Genomic DNA, 18464 nt, shown 5'->3' on the forward strand with positions numbered 1-18464 from the left:
AAGCCGTTATTATTTTACAAAAATAACGAAACCTTTGGGGCAAGAATGGATATTACAGAATTACTGGCTTTTTCTGCAAAAAATGGGGCATCGGATTTACACCTTTCTGCAGGTTTACCGCCGATGATTCGTATTGATGGTGAAGTACGCCGCATCAATCTTCCAGCATTAGAGCACAAAGATGTCCATCGCCTCATTTACGACATCATGAATGATAAACAACGTCACGATTATGAAGAACTTCTAGAAACTGACTTTTCTTTTGAAGTTCCTGGCGTGGCGCGTTTCCGTGTCAATGCATTTAACCAGAACCGTGGTGCAGGTGCAGTATTTCGTACCATTCCCTCAAAAATCCTGACCATGGAAGATCTGGGTCTAGGCAATACCTTTAAGGAAATCTGTGAGTTTCCTCGTGGTATTGTACTGGTCACAGGGCCGACAGGTTCTGGTAAATCGACCACCCTCGCGGCAATGATCGACTATATTAACGAAAACCGTTATGATCATGTTTTAACCATCGAAGACCCGATCGAATTTGTACACCAGTCTAAAAAGTGCCTGATCAACCAGCGTGAAGTACATCGCGACACGCATGGCTTTAATGAAGCACTACGCTCAGCACTGCGTGAAGACCCTGACATTATTTTGGTCGGTGAGATGCGTGACTTAGAAACGATTCGTTTGGCACTAACCGCCGCTGAAACTGGTCACTTGGTATTTGGAACACTACATACCACTTCTGCGGCTAAAACCATTGACCGTGTGATTGACGTATTCCCTGCTGAAGAAAAAGATATGATCCGTGCGATGCTATCCGAATCTTTACAGGCCGTGATTTCACAAACCCTACTGAAAAAAACGGGTGGTGGTCGTGTTGCAGCACATGAAATCATGCTGGGTGTACCGTCTATTCGTAACCTGATTCGTGAAAACAAAGTGGCACAAATGTATTCAGCGATTCAAACAGGTGCTAACCAAGGCATGGTCACATTAGATCAAAGCTTAAAAACGCTTGTGACTAAAGGCGTCATTACCAAGGATGTAGCGCGTACCGCTGCCAAACAACCAGACAGCTTTATGTAATTCAGCGAAGGGAACCTGCCATGGCTATGGATTTTAATGACTTGCTCAACCTGATGAGTGAGAAAAAAGCATCGGATTTATTCATTACTGCAGATGCTGAACCGTCAATGAAAATCAATGGGCAACTTACCCCAATTTCATCGACCAAACTGACTGGTGAAATAGCTGACCAGCTGATTCATTCCATCATGAGTGAAAAGCAACGCAAAGAATTTAGCGAAACTCGGGAATGCAACTTCGCCATTACGAACCGTGAACAAACCCGACGTTACCGTGTTAGTGCCTTTTACCAACGGGATTTACCTGGTATGGTTCTGCGCCGCATTGAACACAAAATTCCAAGTGTAGATGAATTAAAGTTACCACCCGTTCTTAAAGAACTGGTCATGGCCAAGCGTGGTATTATTATTTTTGTAGGGGCTACAGGTACAGGTAAATCAACTTCTTTGGCTGCATTGTTAGGTCACCGTAACCACAACTCCAAAGGGCATATCATTACCATTGAAGATCCCATCGAGTTTATACACCAACATGCTGGCTGTATTATCACCCAGCGCGAAGTTGGGATTGACACTAACTCTTTTGAAGTTGCACTCAAAAACACCTTACGACAGGCCCCTGATGTGATCTTGATTGGTGAGATTCGTACTAAGGAAGTCATGGACTACGCGGTTGCATTTGCTGAAACAGGTCACTTGGTACTTGCTACACTGCATGCCAACAATGCCAACCAAGCCCTTGAGCGGATCATTCACTTCTTTGAAACAGAACGCCACGAGCAGATTTATCTGGATTTATCACTCAACTTACGTGCTGTGATAGCGCAGCAACTCGTACCAACAGTTGATGGTAAATCCCGCCGCGCAGCGATTGAGGTCATGATCAATAGCCCATTGATGGCGGATTATATTCGTAAAGGCGAAATACATGAGCTTAAAGCTCTCATGACTCGTTCTCGCGAGCTGGGAATGCAGACTTTTGACCAAGCCTTGTTTGATTTATATAAAGCAGGTGAAATTAGTTATAAAGATGCACTTCGTCATGCCGATTCGCCAAATGATCTGCGCTTACAAATCAAGCTTTCAGAGGATGGTGGTGCAAACCAACTCTTGAACGCCAGCAGCAAAATAACCTTCGACGGTCAGTAAGCTATCAATAAAAAGGCATTTCTTAAAGAAATGCCTTTTTATTTGTTATATTTATGTAGGGATTATTTTTTGCGTAATACATCCTGACATTCAGCTGCATCGCAATAACCATATAAATTCAAAGAATGCCCTGTAAGCGTGAAACCATACTCTTTTGCAACTTCATGCTGTTCATGTTCGATAACATCGTTTGTAAATTCAAGAACTTTATTACAATTTTGACATACAAGATGATCATGATGATCTTCTTGCATAATTTCAAAAACCGAGTGATTATTTTCAAAATGATGACGTTGAATGATGCCGGCAGCTTCAAATTGCGTTAACACGCGATATACGGTTGCCAAACCGACATCTTCACCTTGATCTAGTAATGTTTTATAAATGTCTTCAGCGCTCAAATGATGTTGTTTTGAGCTTTCAAGTAATTCCAATATCTTAATTCTTGGAAGGGTTACTTTAAGTCCTGCTTTACGCAAATCTTGATTCGAAATGGGCATGAAAAAGTCTCTCAACAATTTGTTAAGTTGGAATATGCAACAGAGTTTAGATGCAGTATGATCTATCACTAGATTAAATGCATCACAATTGATTTGGATAGTGTAGCAAAAATGCAAAAAATTATGTTGACGACCTTACTCGTCAGTTCATTGCTTGCCGGCTGTGTCTATAAAATAGATATTCCTCAAGGGACACCTTTAACAAAAGCCCAAGCTTCTCAAATACATGTTGGCATGAATTATCAACAAGTTCGCTTCTTACTTGGTAGCCCAACCATTACCGATCCACTTAATCCTGAACGTTGGGATTACGTTTACAATTATATCCCAGGAACTTATGCGAAAAAAGCCAAGATTCCAGCAGCTCACGGTCAGCATCTGCGTATTTACTTTGACAAATCAGGTGTTGTCACCCAAATTGAAGGCTTAGACACGCTTCCAGATGCACAGCCTGGTTTACCACCATCAAAAGATGCAATTTTGTCTGCACAACCACTCTAATTGATACATTCATGTATCAATGTGGTGAAAGAAAACCCCAATCAAATCTGATTGGGGTTTTCTTTAATTAAGAAGATCGTTTAAACCGATTTCCTTTCTGATAGCGTCCAACGGGGTGATTTGCAGCACGATTACGGCGAATATCTTGAGGATTAATGATCAATTGGCGATATATTTCAACTCGATCCCCCACCTGTAACACATGCTCAAGGTCAACCTTAACCCCAAAAATCCCCACCTGTAACGGCTGTGGCAGGTCAGTTTGCATGGAAAGACCACTCTGCTCAATCGCATCCTGTACAGTCATCCCCTGCTGAAATTGAACCGCCACATAGTATTGCTGCTGCATTGTTGCATAGGCAACCCAAACCTGCTGCGGCATTACACTGCCCCCAGCACAATCGCTACCATTGCCAATACAATTGCCAAAGGTGCAACAATACGCACTGCAATACGCCATAGGTTATAAGTCACTTCCTGACTGAAATTCAGCGATTTACGCAAATGGCTGATTTTCATGATCCAACCAGCAAAAATAGCGTAAATTAGACAAATCAATAATCCCCAAAGCATAAGTACAGTATTGAGTACTGGAACAATTGCAAGACATGCCCATGTCAATACTGCAATTAAAACAATTGCCCATTGCACAATCATTGTGATTTGACGTTGCTGTAATTGTTCACGCGCCAATTGTACAAAGCCTGCAGCGACAGCCACCGCACTCACTAAAATGGTGATCGCTGGAAGTTCTGCTTGTACCGCAAAAAAACCAAAAAGTACCACGGCAAGCAATTGTGCGATCCAAACAGGTAAAGCATTTGGAGTGGATTGCTCCGCATCTTTAATCTGTGCCAAACTGGTCTGTGCGTACACACCTAACCCTAAACCTGTGGCAACCAGTGCGAGAACCACTGCATAGCCCCATTCAGAGAAGTGAATTGCGGTGATATGCCATGCGGTTAAGTTCAACGGGAAGATATGACTCAAAACCAGTGAAACAAGCACCATAACCGCACTCATACCAACCAAAATCAAGCGTGGCAAAAATGATGCAGCAACAGCAACTACCGCCAAAATTGCAAATACAATATTTTCTGCAACAGGTAACTGAACATAATGAGTTAAGGAGTGACTGGCATTAGCAATCAGTGCCCCTGCTAAAAATGGCATAAACACCACAGCCAACCAACCTGCGATACGCCAATATGCTGAAGCATCCGCTTCACGCGTCAATGCCATCAACGCTTGCAAGGCTGTTGTCTTGGCGCGTCTAACCAGTGCGACTTCCATATAGGCGAAAGGCAATGCCAATACGACCATCATGACCAGCCATAACAACCAGAAATCCAGTTGCCGATCCAATTGAATCCCCACCACTGGCGCAAGCGTGGTAATCAACATAAATGATAAACAAAACGCCATCAGTGGCGATAACCATCGTGACATAGGTCTGTCCTGCATCCGAAGTTAAAAATAATGAGCTATTTTGCCTTTGTCATGGCTGAAAATCAAAGTTTGTAGAAAAAAGAAATCATTGCCGAAGCAATGATTTGTGGCGCAAAAAGCAAGCTGTAGTTTTTTATGATTATTCTGGTTTATTGTTTTTGTTATTTATGAGAAGAACCGTGCGAACCAGTTCTTGCCTTTTTTCTTTTCATGCTCACGAATAATGCCTTGCATGTTTTCTTTGACTGCACCGACATAATCGGCATCGTCGTGTTGAATATGATTAATCAACCATTTTGTCAGAATTTGATGCAACTCATCTTCGATGGCTTGCCCCATCATAAAACGATCACGATAGGTTTCAATTTTTTTAATAAATAAGTCATGTACGCGTTTATGTGGCACACGATACTTATAGGCTGCTTCATCTTGCAGACTTTCTTCAAAGGTAAAATGAGACTGGGTATAGTCAATAATATTATCTAATACTTCCTTGATTTTATTGCGATCGTGAGTAAAACGCACATCTTCGATTTGATTAATATAATCGAGAATACGTTTATGCTGATCATCAATCACTTCAATACCAGTATTGTATTCAGAGCGCCAATTCATCTTCATAGTGAGGTCACCTAACGCATTCATATTTCATTTTCGAGGCATGATATACAAAAAATGATCAATGAAAAACCAAGTAATATCCTCAGAATTACAGCAAATTTTACTAATTATCTGATTAGATTAATAATATTGAATATACCCTATTAAAAGAATCAAGTATTTTTTAATCAATTCAATCGCTTATACATTCATTTTTTACCAAATATAAAAATAATTCGAAAAAACCTAATTCACCTGAGTTCAATGGCAGTTTTTACTCAACATATTGAAAATAAATGAATCATGATGATAAAGCCTTACAGTTTTGACTCGTATGTCAAAATGTCCCATAGCATCTTGCACTGTGATTGAAATATATTTCAATCTCGGTCAGGTTTGACTTGAAAAGCATCACTGTGCAAGAGCAATTCCATTGCGCACTCAAAATATATTTTGGGGAGGTTCATTGCAAACTCGATCAGAGACCATCATCTTTTTAATGTATTGAAAATACAATACCTTGTAAATTTAACCCGACCTCAAACATACAACTGAGGTTCTTGCATATCCCATTATTTTTACAGATTTTATATTGGGCTCAGGTTAATACAAATCAGCTTTACTGATACGTCGCAAAGAAGGATCTTGCGCTTCACGACTCAAGCGTTCTACTGTCGTCATTGCATGTAAAATCGGGTGACCATCCTGAAATAAAATCATTTCCCCTGCTCTAAAAGCCGTCCACTGTTCATTTTGTGTCAGTGGCTCAGTGGTAATGACAGCCACTCGATCTTCTGGGGTCGTCACTTCACTAAAATCAACTTCGACGTCTAAATCAATGAGCTGTGCATGCTGGAATGGATATTCACGCACAATCCAATGTAACTTGGTGGTGGCGTAACTCCACAAAGCCTGACCATTGGACAAACAAAAATTAAATGTACCATGCTCTGCAATTTGTGGAGCAATCTCTTGTAAAACGCGAAAAACATCTTGAATAGAAGGTTCTTGATAACCAAAACGTTCAACTAACTGATCCAGCAGGAAACAAAATGCGTATTCGCTATCAGTATTGCCGACAGGGGTAAAATGCCCACTGAGCTGAGGCTGAAAACCATGTAGATCGCCATTGTGCGCGAAAATCCAGTGACGTCCCCACAACTCACGCAAAAATGGATGCGAATTTTCAAGGGTGATTTTGCCTTGTGTCGCTTTACGAATATGTGCAATCACATTGCGGGATTTAATGGGGTAATTGCGAATCAAATCAGCAATCGGTGACTCAACCGCTGACTGGTTATCGACAAACAAACGGCAAGCTTTATCTTCAAAAAAAGCGATACCAAAACCATCACAGTGGTCAGAGGTAATCCCCGCACGTTGTGAAAAGCCTCGGAACGAGAAGGTAATATCCGTTGGTGTCGCACAATTCATTCCGAGTAGCTGGCACATGCTCAAATCTTCTTACAATCAAATACATCTATAGGCAATGTAGCGGATGCGATCAGGTTCTGCAAATGTGTTTTCTTACTGTCTTTATGAAAAATAATGCTAAACACTAGTCTCCTTTCATAAATACATTGGATAAGCATGTTCGAGTAATTTTTTGATTTTTCCTAAATATCAAAGATCTCTTGTGCATACCCAACGAACTATTATAAAAATCATCGCTGGGAAAAAAGCGATTAAAAATACATAGATCAGCTTATAAAAGTTAAGTTTTTTCCAAATAAAATGAATGATTGTTGTGGTTATAAATGCTTCAAAAAGTCCTGCGATCATCATTGAAGCTTTCGGAAACTCATAAGAAACAGGATATTTTGCATTAAAAAGACTCACTAATAAAAAATCAACAACTAGACCTGATAAAAACAAACAATACAAATAAAAAAATAGGTTTAAAAATAGGATTAAATTAAATATTAAAATTTTCTCTTTTATTATCTTTTTACTCACCCAATAATTAAAGGGGAAAAGTAACAATAATAAAATGACAATCCCACCAGCGGCACCACCACCATACATATTTAGTTCCTATTGATTTTTTGATGGATGAAATAGACCAAATAATAATTTTTTGAGTCAAAAAAACCGCCATCAGGCGGCTTCTTCAACTTAAGCGTATGGATGTGCAGCTTTAGCACGGTTGGTAATCAGTGTTCCAACCCCGTGATCGGTAAAGATCTCAAGTAAAGTCGCATGTGGTACACGCCCATCAACGATATGTGCACTCACTACACCACCTTTAACTGCATCCAGTGCACAACTCACTTTCGGAATCATGCCACCATAAATCACACCTGTTTCAATCAGTTGATCGACTTCATGTGTGCTTAAACCAGTCAGCAAGTTTTTATTTTCATCGAGCACGCCACTGATATTGGTCAACAGAATCAGTTTTTCTGCACCCAATGCTTCAGCCACTTTACCTGCAACCAAATCTGCATTGATGTTGTAGGTATTGCCTTGTTCGTCAACACCTAAGGGTGCAATGACAGGAATAAAGTCACTTTGGGTAAACATCTGTAAAACGTCAGTTTTCACACCCACGACTTCACCGACCATGCCCAAATCAATCTCTTTCACAGAACCATCTTCATTCTGCTTTTTCATCAATAACTTGCGGGCACGGAGTAAATTACCGTCTTTACCTGTCAAACCAATGGCACGCCCGCCATGCTGGTTAATCAGGTTCACAATGGATTTGTTGACGCTACCGCCAAGCACCATTTCCACCACTTCCATGGTGGCCGCATCGGTCACGCGCATACCATCAATACGATCTGACTCTTGTCCTAAGCGCTTGAGCAATGAATCCACTTGTGGCCCGCCACCGTGTACAACAATTGGGTTTAAGCCAACAGTTTTAAGCAACACAATGTCTCGCGCAAAAGAGCTTTCAAGCTCAGGATCCGTCATGGCATTGCCACCATATTTCACCACGAGGGTTTTTCCTGAGAAACGTTGAATGTACGGCAAAGCTTCTGTTAAAACCTGTGCTTTGTCGAGGCCAGTGTGTTGGTGTGGCATGTGCCTCTCCTTATTGCGCGTTACAAATATCGTGCGCGATTTCTGGATATTTTTCGCTGAGCAGATATGCAAAGTTTTGGCGAATTTCCTGTAAACGCGATGCACTACTGGCATCGAAGCGTACTGTTAAATATTCGCCAGTATTAGATGCTCGAATAATGCCAAAACCATCATCAAAATCAAGCCTAACCCCATCAATTTTCGTTAAATGTGCTGGAATTTTATAACTTTGCTGCTCAATATCTTGTAATACATCGACAGGATGATGCTGATAAGTACGGATATAAGTATCTTCTGTCGCATAACGCTCAGGAATTTGTACAAACAATGCTGAAAATTTCTGAGCGGAACTTTGTGTCAAATATTCCATCGCACGCAGTGCTGCATACAAGCCATCGTCATAACCTTTACCACGTCCGTCATTAAACACATAATGCCCTGCGTATTCCCCACCAAAAATTGCCTGTCCTTGTGAATGTGCAATATATTTACGCAAGAAAGTACTGCCTGTACGCAACATATGAGGAATACCGCCATAGTGCTTAATTTGTTGAATCACTAAACTGGAGCATTTCACATCAAATACCACTTCACGTTGCGGTTGATGTTCTAAGCATATTCTGGCAAATAGGCACAATAAACGGTCAGCGCGCAAAATTGCTCCCGTTTCATCGACCATCACCACACGGTCGCCATCACCATCGAGAGCAAAACCCAAATCAGCCTGCTGCTCGCGTACCGTATGACAGAGTTTTTCCAAATGCTTGGCCGTGGATGGATCAGGCGCATGCTCAGGAAATTCGCCATTGGCTTCACAGCGTAGCGCGATAACCTGACAACCCAGACGTTGTAAAATTGCTACGGCATACTGTCCAGCAGAGCCATACAAGCCATCAACAACCACTTTCAGTGGTCGAGTCAAATGAATATCTTGTTGTAAATGCTGCAAATACTCAGCTTTATAAGACTCAATAAATTGATGTGGCTGCTCAGCAAATGAAATCGCAACTTGCTGCTGTTGATAATATTGCTGGGCTAACAATGCAACCTGCTGAATTTGCTCAGGAGACGAAGGATCTCCCTGACACATCCATTTAACGCCATTGTCACTTTTCGGGTTGTGGCTCGCTGTGACCATTACGCCATTACCCCCGTGCTGCATGGCGAAAAAATATAAGCATGGCGTGGAACAGCAGCCCAATTCGATCACATTTAAGCCATTTTTTTTAAAAATTTGCTGCAAAATTTCGGCGTAACTTGGGCTGGTCAAACGGGCATCATAGCCCAATACCACTGTAGAAACCTGACGTTGTAAAAATTGTTGAGAAAGTGCTTCTGCAATCGCGTAAATCACGGTTGGTGTCAGAACATTCAACTTGCCCCGAATATCATAGGCACGGAAGATATGCGCAGGAAAATCATTTTTGTTTAACTGCATAAAATACTTTTTTTTCAGATCAATCATGAATAAATTGTGTAGGACAACCTTGTGCTTTGTAAATACGACACTCAGGCTATTTTGTAAGAAATCGCCAAGTTCGCTACTATAAAGTTAAAAAACTCCAACAATGTGGAGTTTTTTCGCCACCATAAATCAGTTGATTTTAATGTTGACCTGTATGTCCAAAGCCACCTGCTCCACGTTCAGTCGCAGCAAACTCATCGACCTGTTCAAATTCAGCTTGAATCACAGGGACTAGCACATACTGAGCCAAACGCTCGCCTGGTTCAAGGGTAAAAGTTTGCTGTCCACGATTCCACACTGAAATCATCAATTCGCCTTGGTAATCTGAGTCAATTAAACCGACCAAGTTACCCAAAACAATGCCATGTTTATGACCTAAACCTGAACGTGGCAAAATCAGACCCGCAAAGTTCGTATCTTCAATATAAATCGCTAGCCCCGTTTTGACCAATACCGTTTGACCTGGCTCAATCTGAATGGCTTCATCTAGACACGCACGTAAATCAAGACCTGCTGAACCTATAGTGGCATAGCTTGGCATCGCCCACTGTTGACCTAAACGTTTGTCTAAAACTTTAACCTGAACTTTCATATACTTTCCTAAACAATCAAAACATCAGTGCTTATGCTTGAGCATGGCACGTAAATTTTCCAAATAAACCTTCGCCTGCTCTTTCGGGTCGACATGCAATTGTTGCGTTTTTTTCTTACGACCAAGCCAATCCAGTTCATCTTGTGGTAATTCATCCAAGAAGCGACTTGGGGTCATCTGTTTCATTTGCCCGCCTGCCTTACGCTGCTCAGCCAAAGTCAATGTCAGACCTTGGCGCGCTCGGGTAATGCCCACGTACATTAAGCGGCGTTCTTCTTCTACAGTTTCCGCAGCAATCGAGTTTTTGTGCGGTAACAATTCTTCTTCCAGCCCCATCATATATACAAATGGAAACTCCAGACCTTTTGCCGCATGCAGGGTCAACAAGTTGACCTTGTCGGTGTCTTCTTCCTCCTGCTGTTGCTCCAGCATATCCAGCAGCACCATTTTGCGAATGACACTTTCGATATTTTTTTCGTCAACATCTTCAGCACGATTAATCAGGCTTTGAATACTGGTATATAAAGTTTCAATGTTATCCAGCTTGGTTTTTTCCTGTGCAGGAGTTGCCGCTTGCTCGCGAACATAGTCGATATAACCTGTTTCGGTAATCATTTGACGAACAATCGGCACAGGTTGATCATCATCAAGTAATTCACGGGTGTAATCTGCCATAAACTGCGCAAACTCATGTAATTGTGAACAGACTTTTTTACTCAGTACCATCCCTAAACGCTGATCAGCTGCCGCCATCAACAACGATAAATGATTTTCTTGGGCAAACAGACCGAGCTTTTCCAAAGTCACAGGGCCAATTGCGCGTTTTGGGGTATTAATGATGCGTAAGAATGCACTGTCATCTTCAGGGTTAATGATCAGGCGCAAATAACTCATGATGTCTTTGATTTCACTGCGCGCAAAAAATGAAGTTCCACCCGACAATTTATACGGAATCTGCATTTGGCGAAGCTGGGTTTCCAGTACCCGTGCCTGAAAATTGCCACGATACAACACCGCGTAATCTTTCCAGTTTTTGCCGTTCATGAGTTTATGCGTCATGATATCTTTGACCACGCGCTCGGCTTCATCATCATCATTACGGCAAGTAATAATACGAATGGCTTCACCATGCCCTTTGTCACTCCACAATTTTTTGTCAAAAATATGCGGGTTGTTTTCAATCACGGCATTGGCAGCTTTTAAGATACGGCTGGTGGAACGGTAATTTTGTTCCAGTTTAATTACTTTTAAATTGGGGAAATCCTCTTTTAGCAATGCCATATTTTCAGGCTTTGCCCCACGCCATGCATAAATTGACTGGTCATCATCCCCTACGGCTGTAAACTGCCCCATTACACCGACCAGTAATTTCACCAAAATATATTGCGCGGTGTTGGTGTCTTGATACTCATCGACTAGCAAATAACGCACACGGTTTTGCCATTTGTCACGCACTTCGGCATTTTCTTGTAATAAGCGCGTTGGCAGCACAATCAGGTCATCAAAATCAACTGCATTGTAGGCACGCAAGTTGCGCTCATACAGTTGATATAAATAGGCAAAACGTACATCGTCTTCAGTTTCACAAAGACTCGGTGCTTGTTCTGGCAAGATCAGATCATTTTTCCAATCGGAAATTTTCTTCATTGCCTTGGCAACCAGTTCTTTACTTTCTGCACCTGACAAATTGTCCTGATGCATCAAGTCGACCAGAATGCGTTTGCAGTCATCTGCATCTAAAATCGAGAAATTGGCTTTCAGAGGTAAATGTTTTAATTCGAGTCGTAGCAGATTTAAACCGAAGGTATGGAAAGTCGAGACCGATAAGCCCTTGGCTTCTTCACGGTTGAGCAACTTGCTCACACGTTCTTTCATTTCACGAGCGGCTTTGTTGGTAAAAGTCATCGCGGTAATCCGATGCGCGGGAATACGGCATTGCTGTACCAAGTAGGCAATTTTTCGGGTAATCACTGAAGTTTTGCCCGAGCCTGCACCTGCAAGTACTAACAAGGGTCCTTGAGTGTATTTCATGGCTTCAAGTTGCTTGTCATTGAGTTGACTTGCTGATGACATATGTGAACCTCCTACGCTTGGAGCATGATTATAGTCGTCTGCGTTTTAGATTCCCAATAGAACTTACACTGAACGCTAGAATTTTGTGTGGTTGGGCGACAAATTGTGTCGCCAAAAGAAAACCAAAGAAATGGCTGATAAACTTATCGCAGAAGAGCAAAGCCGAAATGCTCCGCTCTCTGCTGCGGCACTTTAATTTTTGGGTTGTAGTTTCTGCTTGGCTGGCCACGTCATAATAAAACGCGCGCCTCCAAGCTCAGGACTGCGGTCAACTTCAATCTTTCCTCTAAACCAAAAGGCAATACGGCTGACAATAGATAATCCTAGACCATAACCACCCGAAGCACGGGTTCGGCTATCATCTAAACGGGCAAAAGCTTCAAATACCCGCTCTCGATCTTGTTCAGGAATACCCTGCCCATCATCCTCAACACAAACATAAGCCTGACCATCAGGACGGATCCCGCCACTAATGCGCACTCGCTCATTACAATAACGCACGGCATTACCCACCAGGTTTTGCACGACACGGTGCAAATAACGCCGTTCAGCATCTGCAACAACACTGAGTTCTGGTGCTTGCAGTTCAATAATCTTTTGGGTTTTTAAGGCTTCCGTTTCTTTCGCCACTTGTGCCAACACATCCGCAATCGGAATACTTTGAATATCCAAAGATGGCGTGCCCTGCTCAAGTTTGGCATACGTCATAATTTCATCAATCAAGGTATTGAGCGCTTCAATATCTTTATCAATCATATCGACCTGACTTAAACGTGAATCATAGTCATCATCTTCAGCAAGCATTTCCATACCAAAACGAATCCGTGCTACAGGAGTACGCAGTTCATGCGATACTGCACGCATCAGTTCACGCTGTGCCTCAATCAAACGCTGAATATGACTTGCCATATCGTTATAGCTCGATGCCAAACTGGCCATTTCATCTGTACCTTCAACATTGAGTCGAGTCGACAAATCCCCCGATTTCATTTGGTTCAAGGCTTTAATGGTTTGCTTGGTCTTACGCTGTAGTGGCAAAATCAACCCATACACGCCCAAACTCAACAAGAATAAACTCAACAGCGTAATGCCTGCCGCAAGTTGAAATGGCATCCAGTTAAACATGGGTACAGGGCCAATCACCAACACTTCAGCAGGGTTATTGGGCATCGGCGAAACAATCGAGATCGTCGTTCCACGAATCGTGGCACTGTCACGATATAACAAAATGCTCTGATCCTGACGCAACCGTCCAATCTGTTCAGAGTCGAGCCCTAAATCCAGAATCGAACTAATTTCAATTGGATATGAAAAATGGGAATGGATTTTTTCGAGGTATTCTTTTTCCTGACCAGGGTAATAAATTAAATAATCCAAAATAAAAATCGGGAGCGCTTTCATTTGTCGCTCGCCAATTTTATTGACCTTAATGTACAAATAATGTTTTTGGTCATGTGGCAATGCTAAAAATAAAGTCGCAACCATACTTTGTGCATCGTAACGCACTACAGCCTGTTCATTTTCAATCCGTTTGGTTTCCGAGCGTGACAACTCGACTTTAGAACGATCAACCAAAGAAATCGGAAGTTCAAGTAAATCGGCAGCATCAGAAATCCAGTCTTTCTTTTGTTGTAAAGTCAGCTGACGCTCCACACCCTGACTAATCACATAGGAAATGCCATCAGTTAAAGATTCACGATATTCTTGCGCACGTTGATAGTTAATAATTTGTACCAGCAAATAGCAAAATACAGCCACCAATGCCACGAGGATGATGACACCTGCGTAAATTCGCAAAAATATACTGTGCTTAAACACGAATGAAGCGTCCTTTGTTCAGGATGTCTAAATCAAACAAATAACCTCTCTCATCTCGGATAAAAGAGGTTGTAATGCGTCAACGACAACAATCTCCGTTAGAGACCATTAGTTTCTTTAACAAAGAGATACCCTTTACTGCGTACTGTTTTGATACGTTTTGGGTTTTCTGGATCATCGCCAATTTTTGGACGAATTCGTGAAATACGCACGTCGATTGAACGATCTTGACCATCGTATTCAATCCCACGTAAACGCTCAAAGATGTCTTCACGCGACAAGATACGACCCGCATTTGAAGCCAGTAACCACAACAAGTCATATTCAGCGCTGGTAAAGTCAACCAATTCGCCATTTAACGTCACTGAACGACCACCGTTATCAATCACCAAGTCATCAAATTCGATGCGCTGAGCAACTTCATCTTCAACGGTTTTATCGGTACGGCGCAGCAAGGCACGAATACGCGCCAACAAGACTCGTGGCTGTACAGGTTTTGCGACATAGTCATCAGCACCCATTTCCAGACCGAGAACCTGATCCATATCTTCTGTGCGTGCTGTTAACATAAGAATCGGCTGATGATAGTGTGGACGCACTTCGCGACATACAGTTAAACCATCTGCACCAGGCAACATTACATCCAAAACCACAAGGTCAGGCTGTTCACTAATAATACGGCGAATCGCACGGTTACCATCAGGCTCAACACCCACTTCCAGTCCGTTACGGATGAGATATTCCTGAGTCAGGCGTGCTAGGCGTTCATCATCTTCTACAATCAAGATTTTCGGTAACTTTTCTTCTTGGCTCATCATTTTGCCCCTTGAATTCTGTCAATATTAGCTATTAGTTATGCAAACAGATACGCTAATTCATATTCTGCAATATACACATGTTTACATTGTAAACAAGATGCCGTTCACCAAACTGATACATCTACAGGGTAAATTGTAATAAATTGGTTAATTATTGAAAAATTTAATGTTTTTATTTCCATGATTACCAATATCGTGTAGCTAAAGTAACGCGTGTTACAGGTTTCCCTAACCTTGGTGGCGCTATTTTATGATCAATTAATTGCTTTGCTGCGTTCTGTATAAGCAATTTGGAATGGACTTTGTTATGCTATGCAACCTGAGCAAAATACGCTATGTCTTTGTATCTAAAACAGCTCAAATTTGATCGCAAAAATTTTAAAAAAATTAAAAAATGTCAATATTGATCTTCAAAAAAATTTCCCGTATCTTGTGCCTTAATTCTTTTTAAACCACTAAATCTTGTGTTTATCCCGCAAATATCGAGGTTCATTTACCCGATTCAAATGGTCCATAGACATAACAACGAATGAGAAATGGAGCTAAACTGACATGAGCGTAATCTCATCAACACCAGGTCAACTGCAAGTGATTAAACGCACTGGCGATGTTGCCCATTTTGATGCAGAAAAAATTTCTGTTGCCATTGGAAAAGCCTTTTTAGCCGTAGAAGGTCAGCAAAGCGCAGATTCAAGCCGTATTCATGACCGTATTGCACAGTTAACAGAAATGGTGATGAATACTTTCCACCGCCGTTTACCGTCAGGTGGCACCATTCATATTGAAGAAATTCAGGATCAGGTTGAACTCGCGTTAATGCGTACTGGCGAACAAAAAGTTGCTCGAGCTTATGTCATTTACCGTGAGCAACGTGCAACTGCACGTCAACAAACCAATGCCAATCATCACCCAACCTTACAAATCCTAGATGCTCAAGGTCAGTTACAGCCTCTAGATTTGACCGAATTGACGGCAACGATTACAAAAGCAGCAGAAGATCTTGAAGGGATTGATGTTCAGGCAATTGTCGATGAAACCGTAAAAAACCTTTATAACGGTGTAAAAGCCAGCGATATCGCCACCACCATGATGATGGCAACGCGTACCCGTATCGAACAAGAACCAAACTATACCTATGTTACAGCTCGCTTGTTGTGTAACGAATTGGTGGCTAAAGGTTTAGAATTTTTAGGTCTACCAACCGATACACCTGAAAGCGATGCGCTTGAAACCTTCTTAAAGAAAGGCATTGAGCTTGAGTTACTTGACCCTGAACTGTTGAACTTTGACTTGGCAAAACTTGCTGCGGCAATTCAGCCTGAGCGTTCAAACCAGTTTACTTATTTAGGTCTACAAACTTTATACGACCGCTACTTCATTCACTCTGACGACGTACGTTACGAACTTCCACAATTGTTCTTCATGCGTGTGGCAATGGGTCTGTCTTTAAATGAAGATAACCGTGAAGATCGTGCAATTGAGTTCTATAACCTGTTGTCTAGCTTTGACTACATGGCATCAACACCAACACTATTTAACGCTGGGACTTTACGCCCACAGTTGTCTAGCTGCTACTTGACTACGATTTCTGATGACTTATACAGCATTTACGGTGCAATCCGTGACAATGCCATGTTGTCTAAATGGGCTGGCGGTCTAGGCAATGACTGGACACCTGTACGTGCATTGAACTCATATATCAAAGGCACTAACGGTAAATCACAAGGTGTTGTACCGTTCCTGAAAGTGGCGAATGATACTGCGGTTGCGGTGAACCAAGGTGGTAAACGTAAAGGCGCTGTGTGTGCTTACCTTGAAACTTGGCACTTGGACATTGAAGAATTCCTAGAGCTTCGTAAAAACACAGGTGATGACCGTCGCCGTACCCACGACATGAACACTGCAAACTGGGTTCCTGACCTGTTTATGCAACGTGTGATTGAAGATGCAGAATGGACTTTGTTCACTCCTTCTGACGTGCCAGACCTGCATGATTTGACAGGTAATGCGTTTGTTGAGCGTTATACGCACTACGAAAACATCGCCAAAGAACTCAACTTGTTACACAAGAAAGTTCGTGCCAAAGATTTGTGGCGTAAAATGTTATCTATGTTGTTTGAAACAGGTCATCCGTGGATTACTTTCAAAGACGTCTGTAACTTACGTTCACCACAACAACACGTTGGTGTCGTGCATTCATCAAACTTGTGTACTGAAATTACCCTCAACACCAGTGAAGATGAAATCGCGGTTTGTAACTTGGGCTCAGTCAACCTTGTGCAACACGTTCAAGGTGGTGTACTCAATCGTGAAAAATTGGCGCGTACCATTAAAACAGCAGTTCGCATGCTCGATAACGTGATCGACATTAACTACTACGCTGTGCCACAAGCAAAAAATTCCAACATGAAACACCGCCCAGTGGGTATGGGTATCATGGGCTTCCAAGATGCACTGTATGAAATGGGCATGGCTTACGGTTCACAAGAAGCCGTTGATTTTGCAGATGAATCAATGGAAGTGATCAGTTACTACGCGATTCAAACATCAAGCGATCTTGCAGTTGAACGTGGTGTATATTCAACGTTCAAAGGTTCACTTTGGGATCAAGGTATTTTGCCAATCGACTCTTTAGAGATCGTGGCAAAATCACGTCCTGAACGCATGTTTGAAGTCGATCGTACTCAGCGTCTGGACTGGAACAGCTTACGTGCCAAAGTTCAAAAAGACGGCATGCGTAACTCAAATGTGATGGCGATTGCTCCAACAGCAACCATCTCAAACATTTGTGGTGTGTCGCAGTCAATTGAACCGACCTTCCAAAACTTGTATGTGAAATCGAACTTGTCTGGCGAGTTCACCGTGATTAACCCTTACCTTGTTCGTGCCTTAAAAGTGCGTGGTTTGTGGGATAGCGTGATGGTGAACGATCTGAAACATTTCGAAGGTTCAGTACAAAAGATTTCACGTATTCCTGAAGACTTGAAAGCGATGTTCTCAACAGCATTTGAAGTTGAGCCACGCTGGATTGTGGATGCGGCATCACGCCGTCAGAAGTGGATTGACCAAGCTCAATCATTGAACCTGTATATTGCAGGCGCAAATGGTAAGAAATTGGATATCACTTATAAAATGGCTTGGTTACGTGGCTTGAAAACAACGTATTACCTTCGTGCTTTAGGTGCAACTTCGGCTGAAAAATCAACGATTAATACAGGTGCATTGAACGCAGTAAAAACAACGACTGTTGCTACTGCCGCGACTACACCTGTTGTCGCTGAGAAAAAAGCAGAAGTCGTTGCTGAAGAAGATGGTTTCGCTCAAGCAGCGCCAGTGCCACAAGCCTGCTCAATCGACAATCCAGATTGCGAAGCTTGTCAATAATGT

16 protein-coding genes are annotated in these 18464 nt (G+C 42.1%); 4 read left to right on the top strand and 12 right to left on the bottom strand.

Annotation, left to right across the window (positions count from 1 at the left end; translation table 11 throughout):
* Nucleotides 1–45 precede the first annotated feature (45 nt).
* Nucleotides 46–1083 (top strand): type IV pilus twitching motility protein PilT, encoded by a 1038-nt coding sequence (locus tag E0H77_RS08470; protein ID WP_131314829.1) that lies wholly within the window; start codon nucleotides 46–48, stop codon nucleotides 1081–1083.
* 26 nt (nucleotides 1084–1109) lie between these two features.
* Nucleotides 1110–2231: a PilT/PilU family type 4a pilus ATPase gene (locus tag E0H77_RS08475; protein ID WP_131314894.1), complete on the top strand. Its 1122-nt coding sequence runs from the start codon at nucleotides 1110–1112 to the stop codon at nucleotides 2229–2231.
* A 62-nt stretch (nucleotides 2232–2293) separates the two neighbouring features.
* On the opposite strand, the gene fur is transcribed toward E0H77_RS08475, so the two are convergent.
* Nucleotides 2294–2731 (bottom strand): ferric iron uptake transcriptional regulator, encoded by a 438-nt coding sequence (gene fur / locus E0H77_RS08480; protein WP_131314830.1) that lies wholly within the window; start codon nucleotides 2729–2731, stop codon nucleotides 2294–2296.
* A 111-nt stretch (nucleotides 2732–2842) separates the two neighbouring features.
* Between fur and E0H77_RS08485 the strand changes: the two genes are divergently transcribed.
* Nucleotides 2843–3232: an outer membrane protein assembly factor BamE gene (locus tag E0H77_RS08485; RefSeq protein ID WP_131314831.1), complete on the top strand. Its 390-nt coding sequence runs from the start codon at nucleotides 2843–2845 to the stop codon at nucleotides 3230–3232.
* A gap of 67 nt (nucleotides 3233–3299) precedes the next feature.
* Here E0H77_RS08485 and E0H77_RS08490 read toward each other — a convergent pair whose 3' ends face one another.
* The 11 genes from E0H77_RS08490 to bfmR form a co-directional block, all read right to left on the bottom strand.
* Nucleotides 3300–3614 (bottom strand): RnfH family protein, encoded by a 315-nt coding sequence (locus tag E0H77_RS08490; RefSeq protein ID WP_131376911.1) that lies wholly within the window; start codon nucleotides 3612–3614, stop codon nucleotides 3300–3302.
* The gene (locus E0H77_RS08495; RefSeq protein WP_171478328.1) at nucleotides 3614–4696 is read right to left on the bottom strand and encodes a hypothetical protein; all 1083 of its coding nucleotides are present in this window, start codon (nucleotides 4694–4696) and stop codon (nucleotides 3614–3616) included. Before E0H77_RS08495 ends, E0H77_RS08490 begins: the two co-directional genes overlap by 1 nt.
* 150 nt (nucleotides 4697–4846) lie before the next feature.
* Entirely contained in the window at nucleotides 4847–5302 is a 456-nt protein-coding gene (locus E0H77_RS08500) for a bacteriohemerythrin (protein WP_131314834.1), read from the bottom strand.
* A gap of 582 nt (nucleotides 5303–5884) precedes the next feature.
* Nucleotides 5885–6733, bottom strand: a complete 849-nt coding sequence (locus E0H77_RS08505) for a class II glutamine amidotransferase (RefSeq protein WP_131376919.1) — start codon at nucleotides 6731–6733, stop codon at nucleotides 5885–5887.
* A gap of 171 nt (nucleotides 6734–6904) precedes the next feature.
* Nucleotides 6905–7306, bottom strand: a complete 402-nt coding sequence (locus E0H77_RS08510) for a hypothetical protein (RefSeq protein ID WP_131376922.1) — start codon at nucleotides 7304–7306, stop codon at nucleotides 6905–6907.
* 90 nt (nucleotides 7307–7396) lie between these two features.
* Nucleotides 7397–8311 carry an acetylglutamate kinase gene (argB, locus tag E0H77_RS08515; RefSeq protein WP_131376925.1) on the bottom strand — a complete coding sequence of 305 codons (915 nt, stop codon included), beginning with the start codon at nucleotides 8309–8311 and terminating at the stop codon, nucleotides 7397–7399.
* Between the two features lie 10 nt (nucleotides 8312–8321).
* The gene (locus tag E0H77_RS08520; protein WP_131376928.1) at nucleotides 8322–9749 is read right to left on the bottom strand and encodes a phosphomannomutase/phosphoglucomutase; all 1428 of its coding nucleotides are present in this window, start codon (nucleotides 9747–9749) and stop codon (nucleotides 8322–8324) included.
* Between the two features lie 166 nt (nucleotides 9750–9915).
* Nucleotides 9916–10368 (bottom strand): dUTP diphosphatase, encoded by a 453-nt coding sequence (dut, locus tag E0H77_RS08525; protein WP_131376931.1) that lies wholly within the window; start codon nucleotides 10366–10368, stop codon nucleotides 9916–9918.
* A 24-nt stretch (nucleotides 10369–10392) separates the two neighbouring features.
* Nucleotides 10393–12441, bottom strand: a complete 2049-nt coding sequence (locus tag E0H77_RS08530; RefSeq protein ID WP_131376934.1) for a UvrD-helicase domain-containing protein — start codon at nucleotides 12439–12441, stop codon at nucleotides 10393–10395.
* Between the two features lie 192 nt (nucleotides 12442–12633).
* Nucleotides 12634–14259, bottom strand: a complete 1626-nt coding sequence (gene bfmS, locus E0H77_RS08535) for a sensor histidine kinase BfmS (RefSeq protein WP_131376937.1) — start codon at nucleotides 14257–14259, stop codon at nucleotides 12634–12636.
* Nucleotides 14260–14357: 98 nt separating this feature from the next.
* A complete protein-coding gene (bfmR, locus tag E0H77_RS08540; protein ID WP_034426050.1) occupies nucleotides 14358–15074 on the bottom strand; it encodes a response regulator transcription factor BfmR in 717 nt (238 codons plus the stop codon).
* A 555-nt stretch (nucleotides 15075–15629) separates the two neighbouring features.
* Between bfmR and E0H77_RS08545 the strand changes: the two genes are divergently transcribed.
* Complete coding sequence (locus E0H77_RS08545) at nucleotides 15630–18461, top strand: ribonucleoside-diphosphate reductase subunit alpha (RefSeq protein WP_131376940.1); 2832 nt, start codon at nucleotides 15630–15632, stop codon at nucleotides 18459–18461.
* The last annotated feature ends 3 nt before the right edge of the window (nucleotides 18462–18464 follow it).

Origin of the sequence: Acinetobacter brisouioides, from assembly GCF_004331075.1 — a bacterium.
Taxonomy (GTDB): domain Bacteria; phylum Pseudomonadota; class Gammaproteobacteria; order Pseudomonadales; family Moraxellaceae; genus Acinetobacter.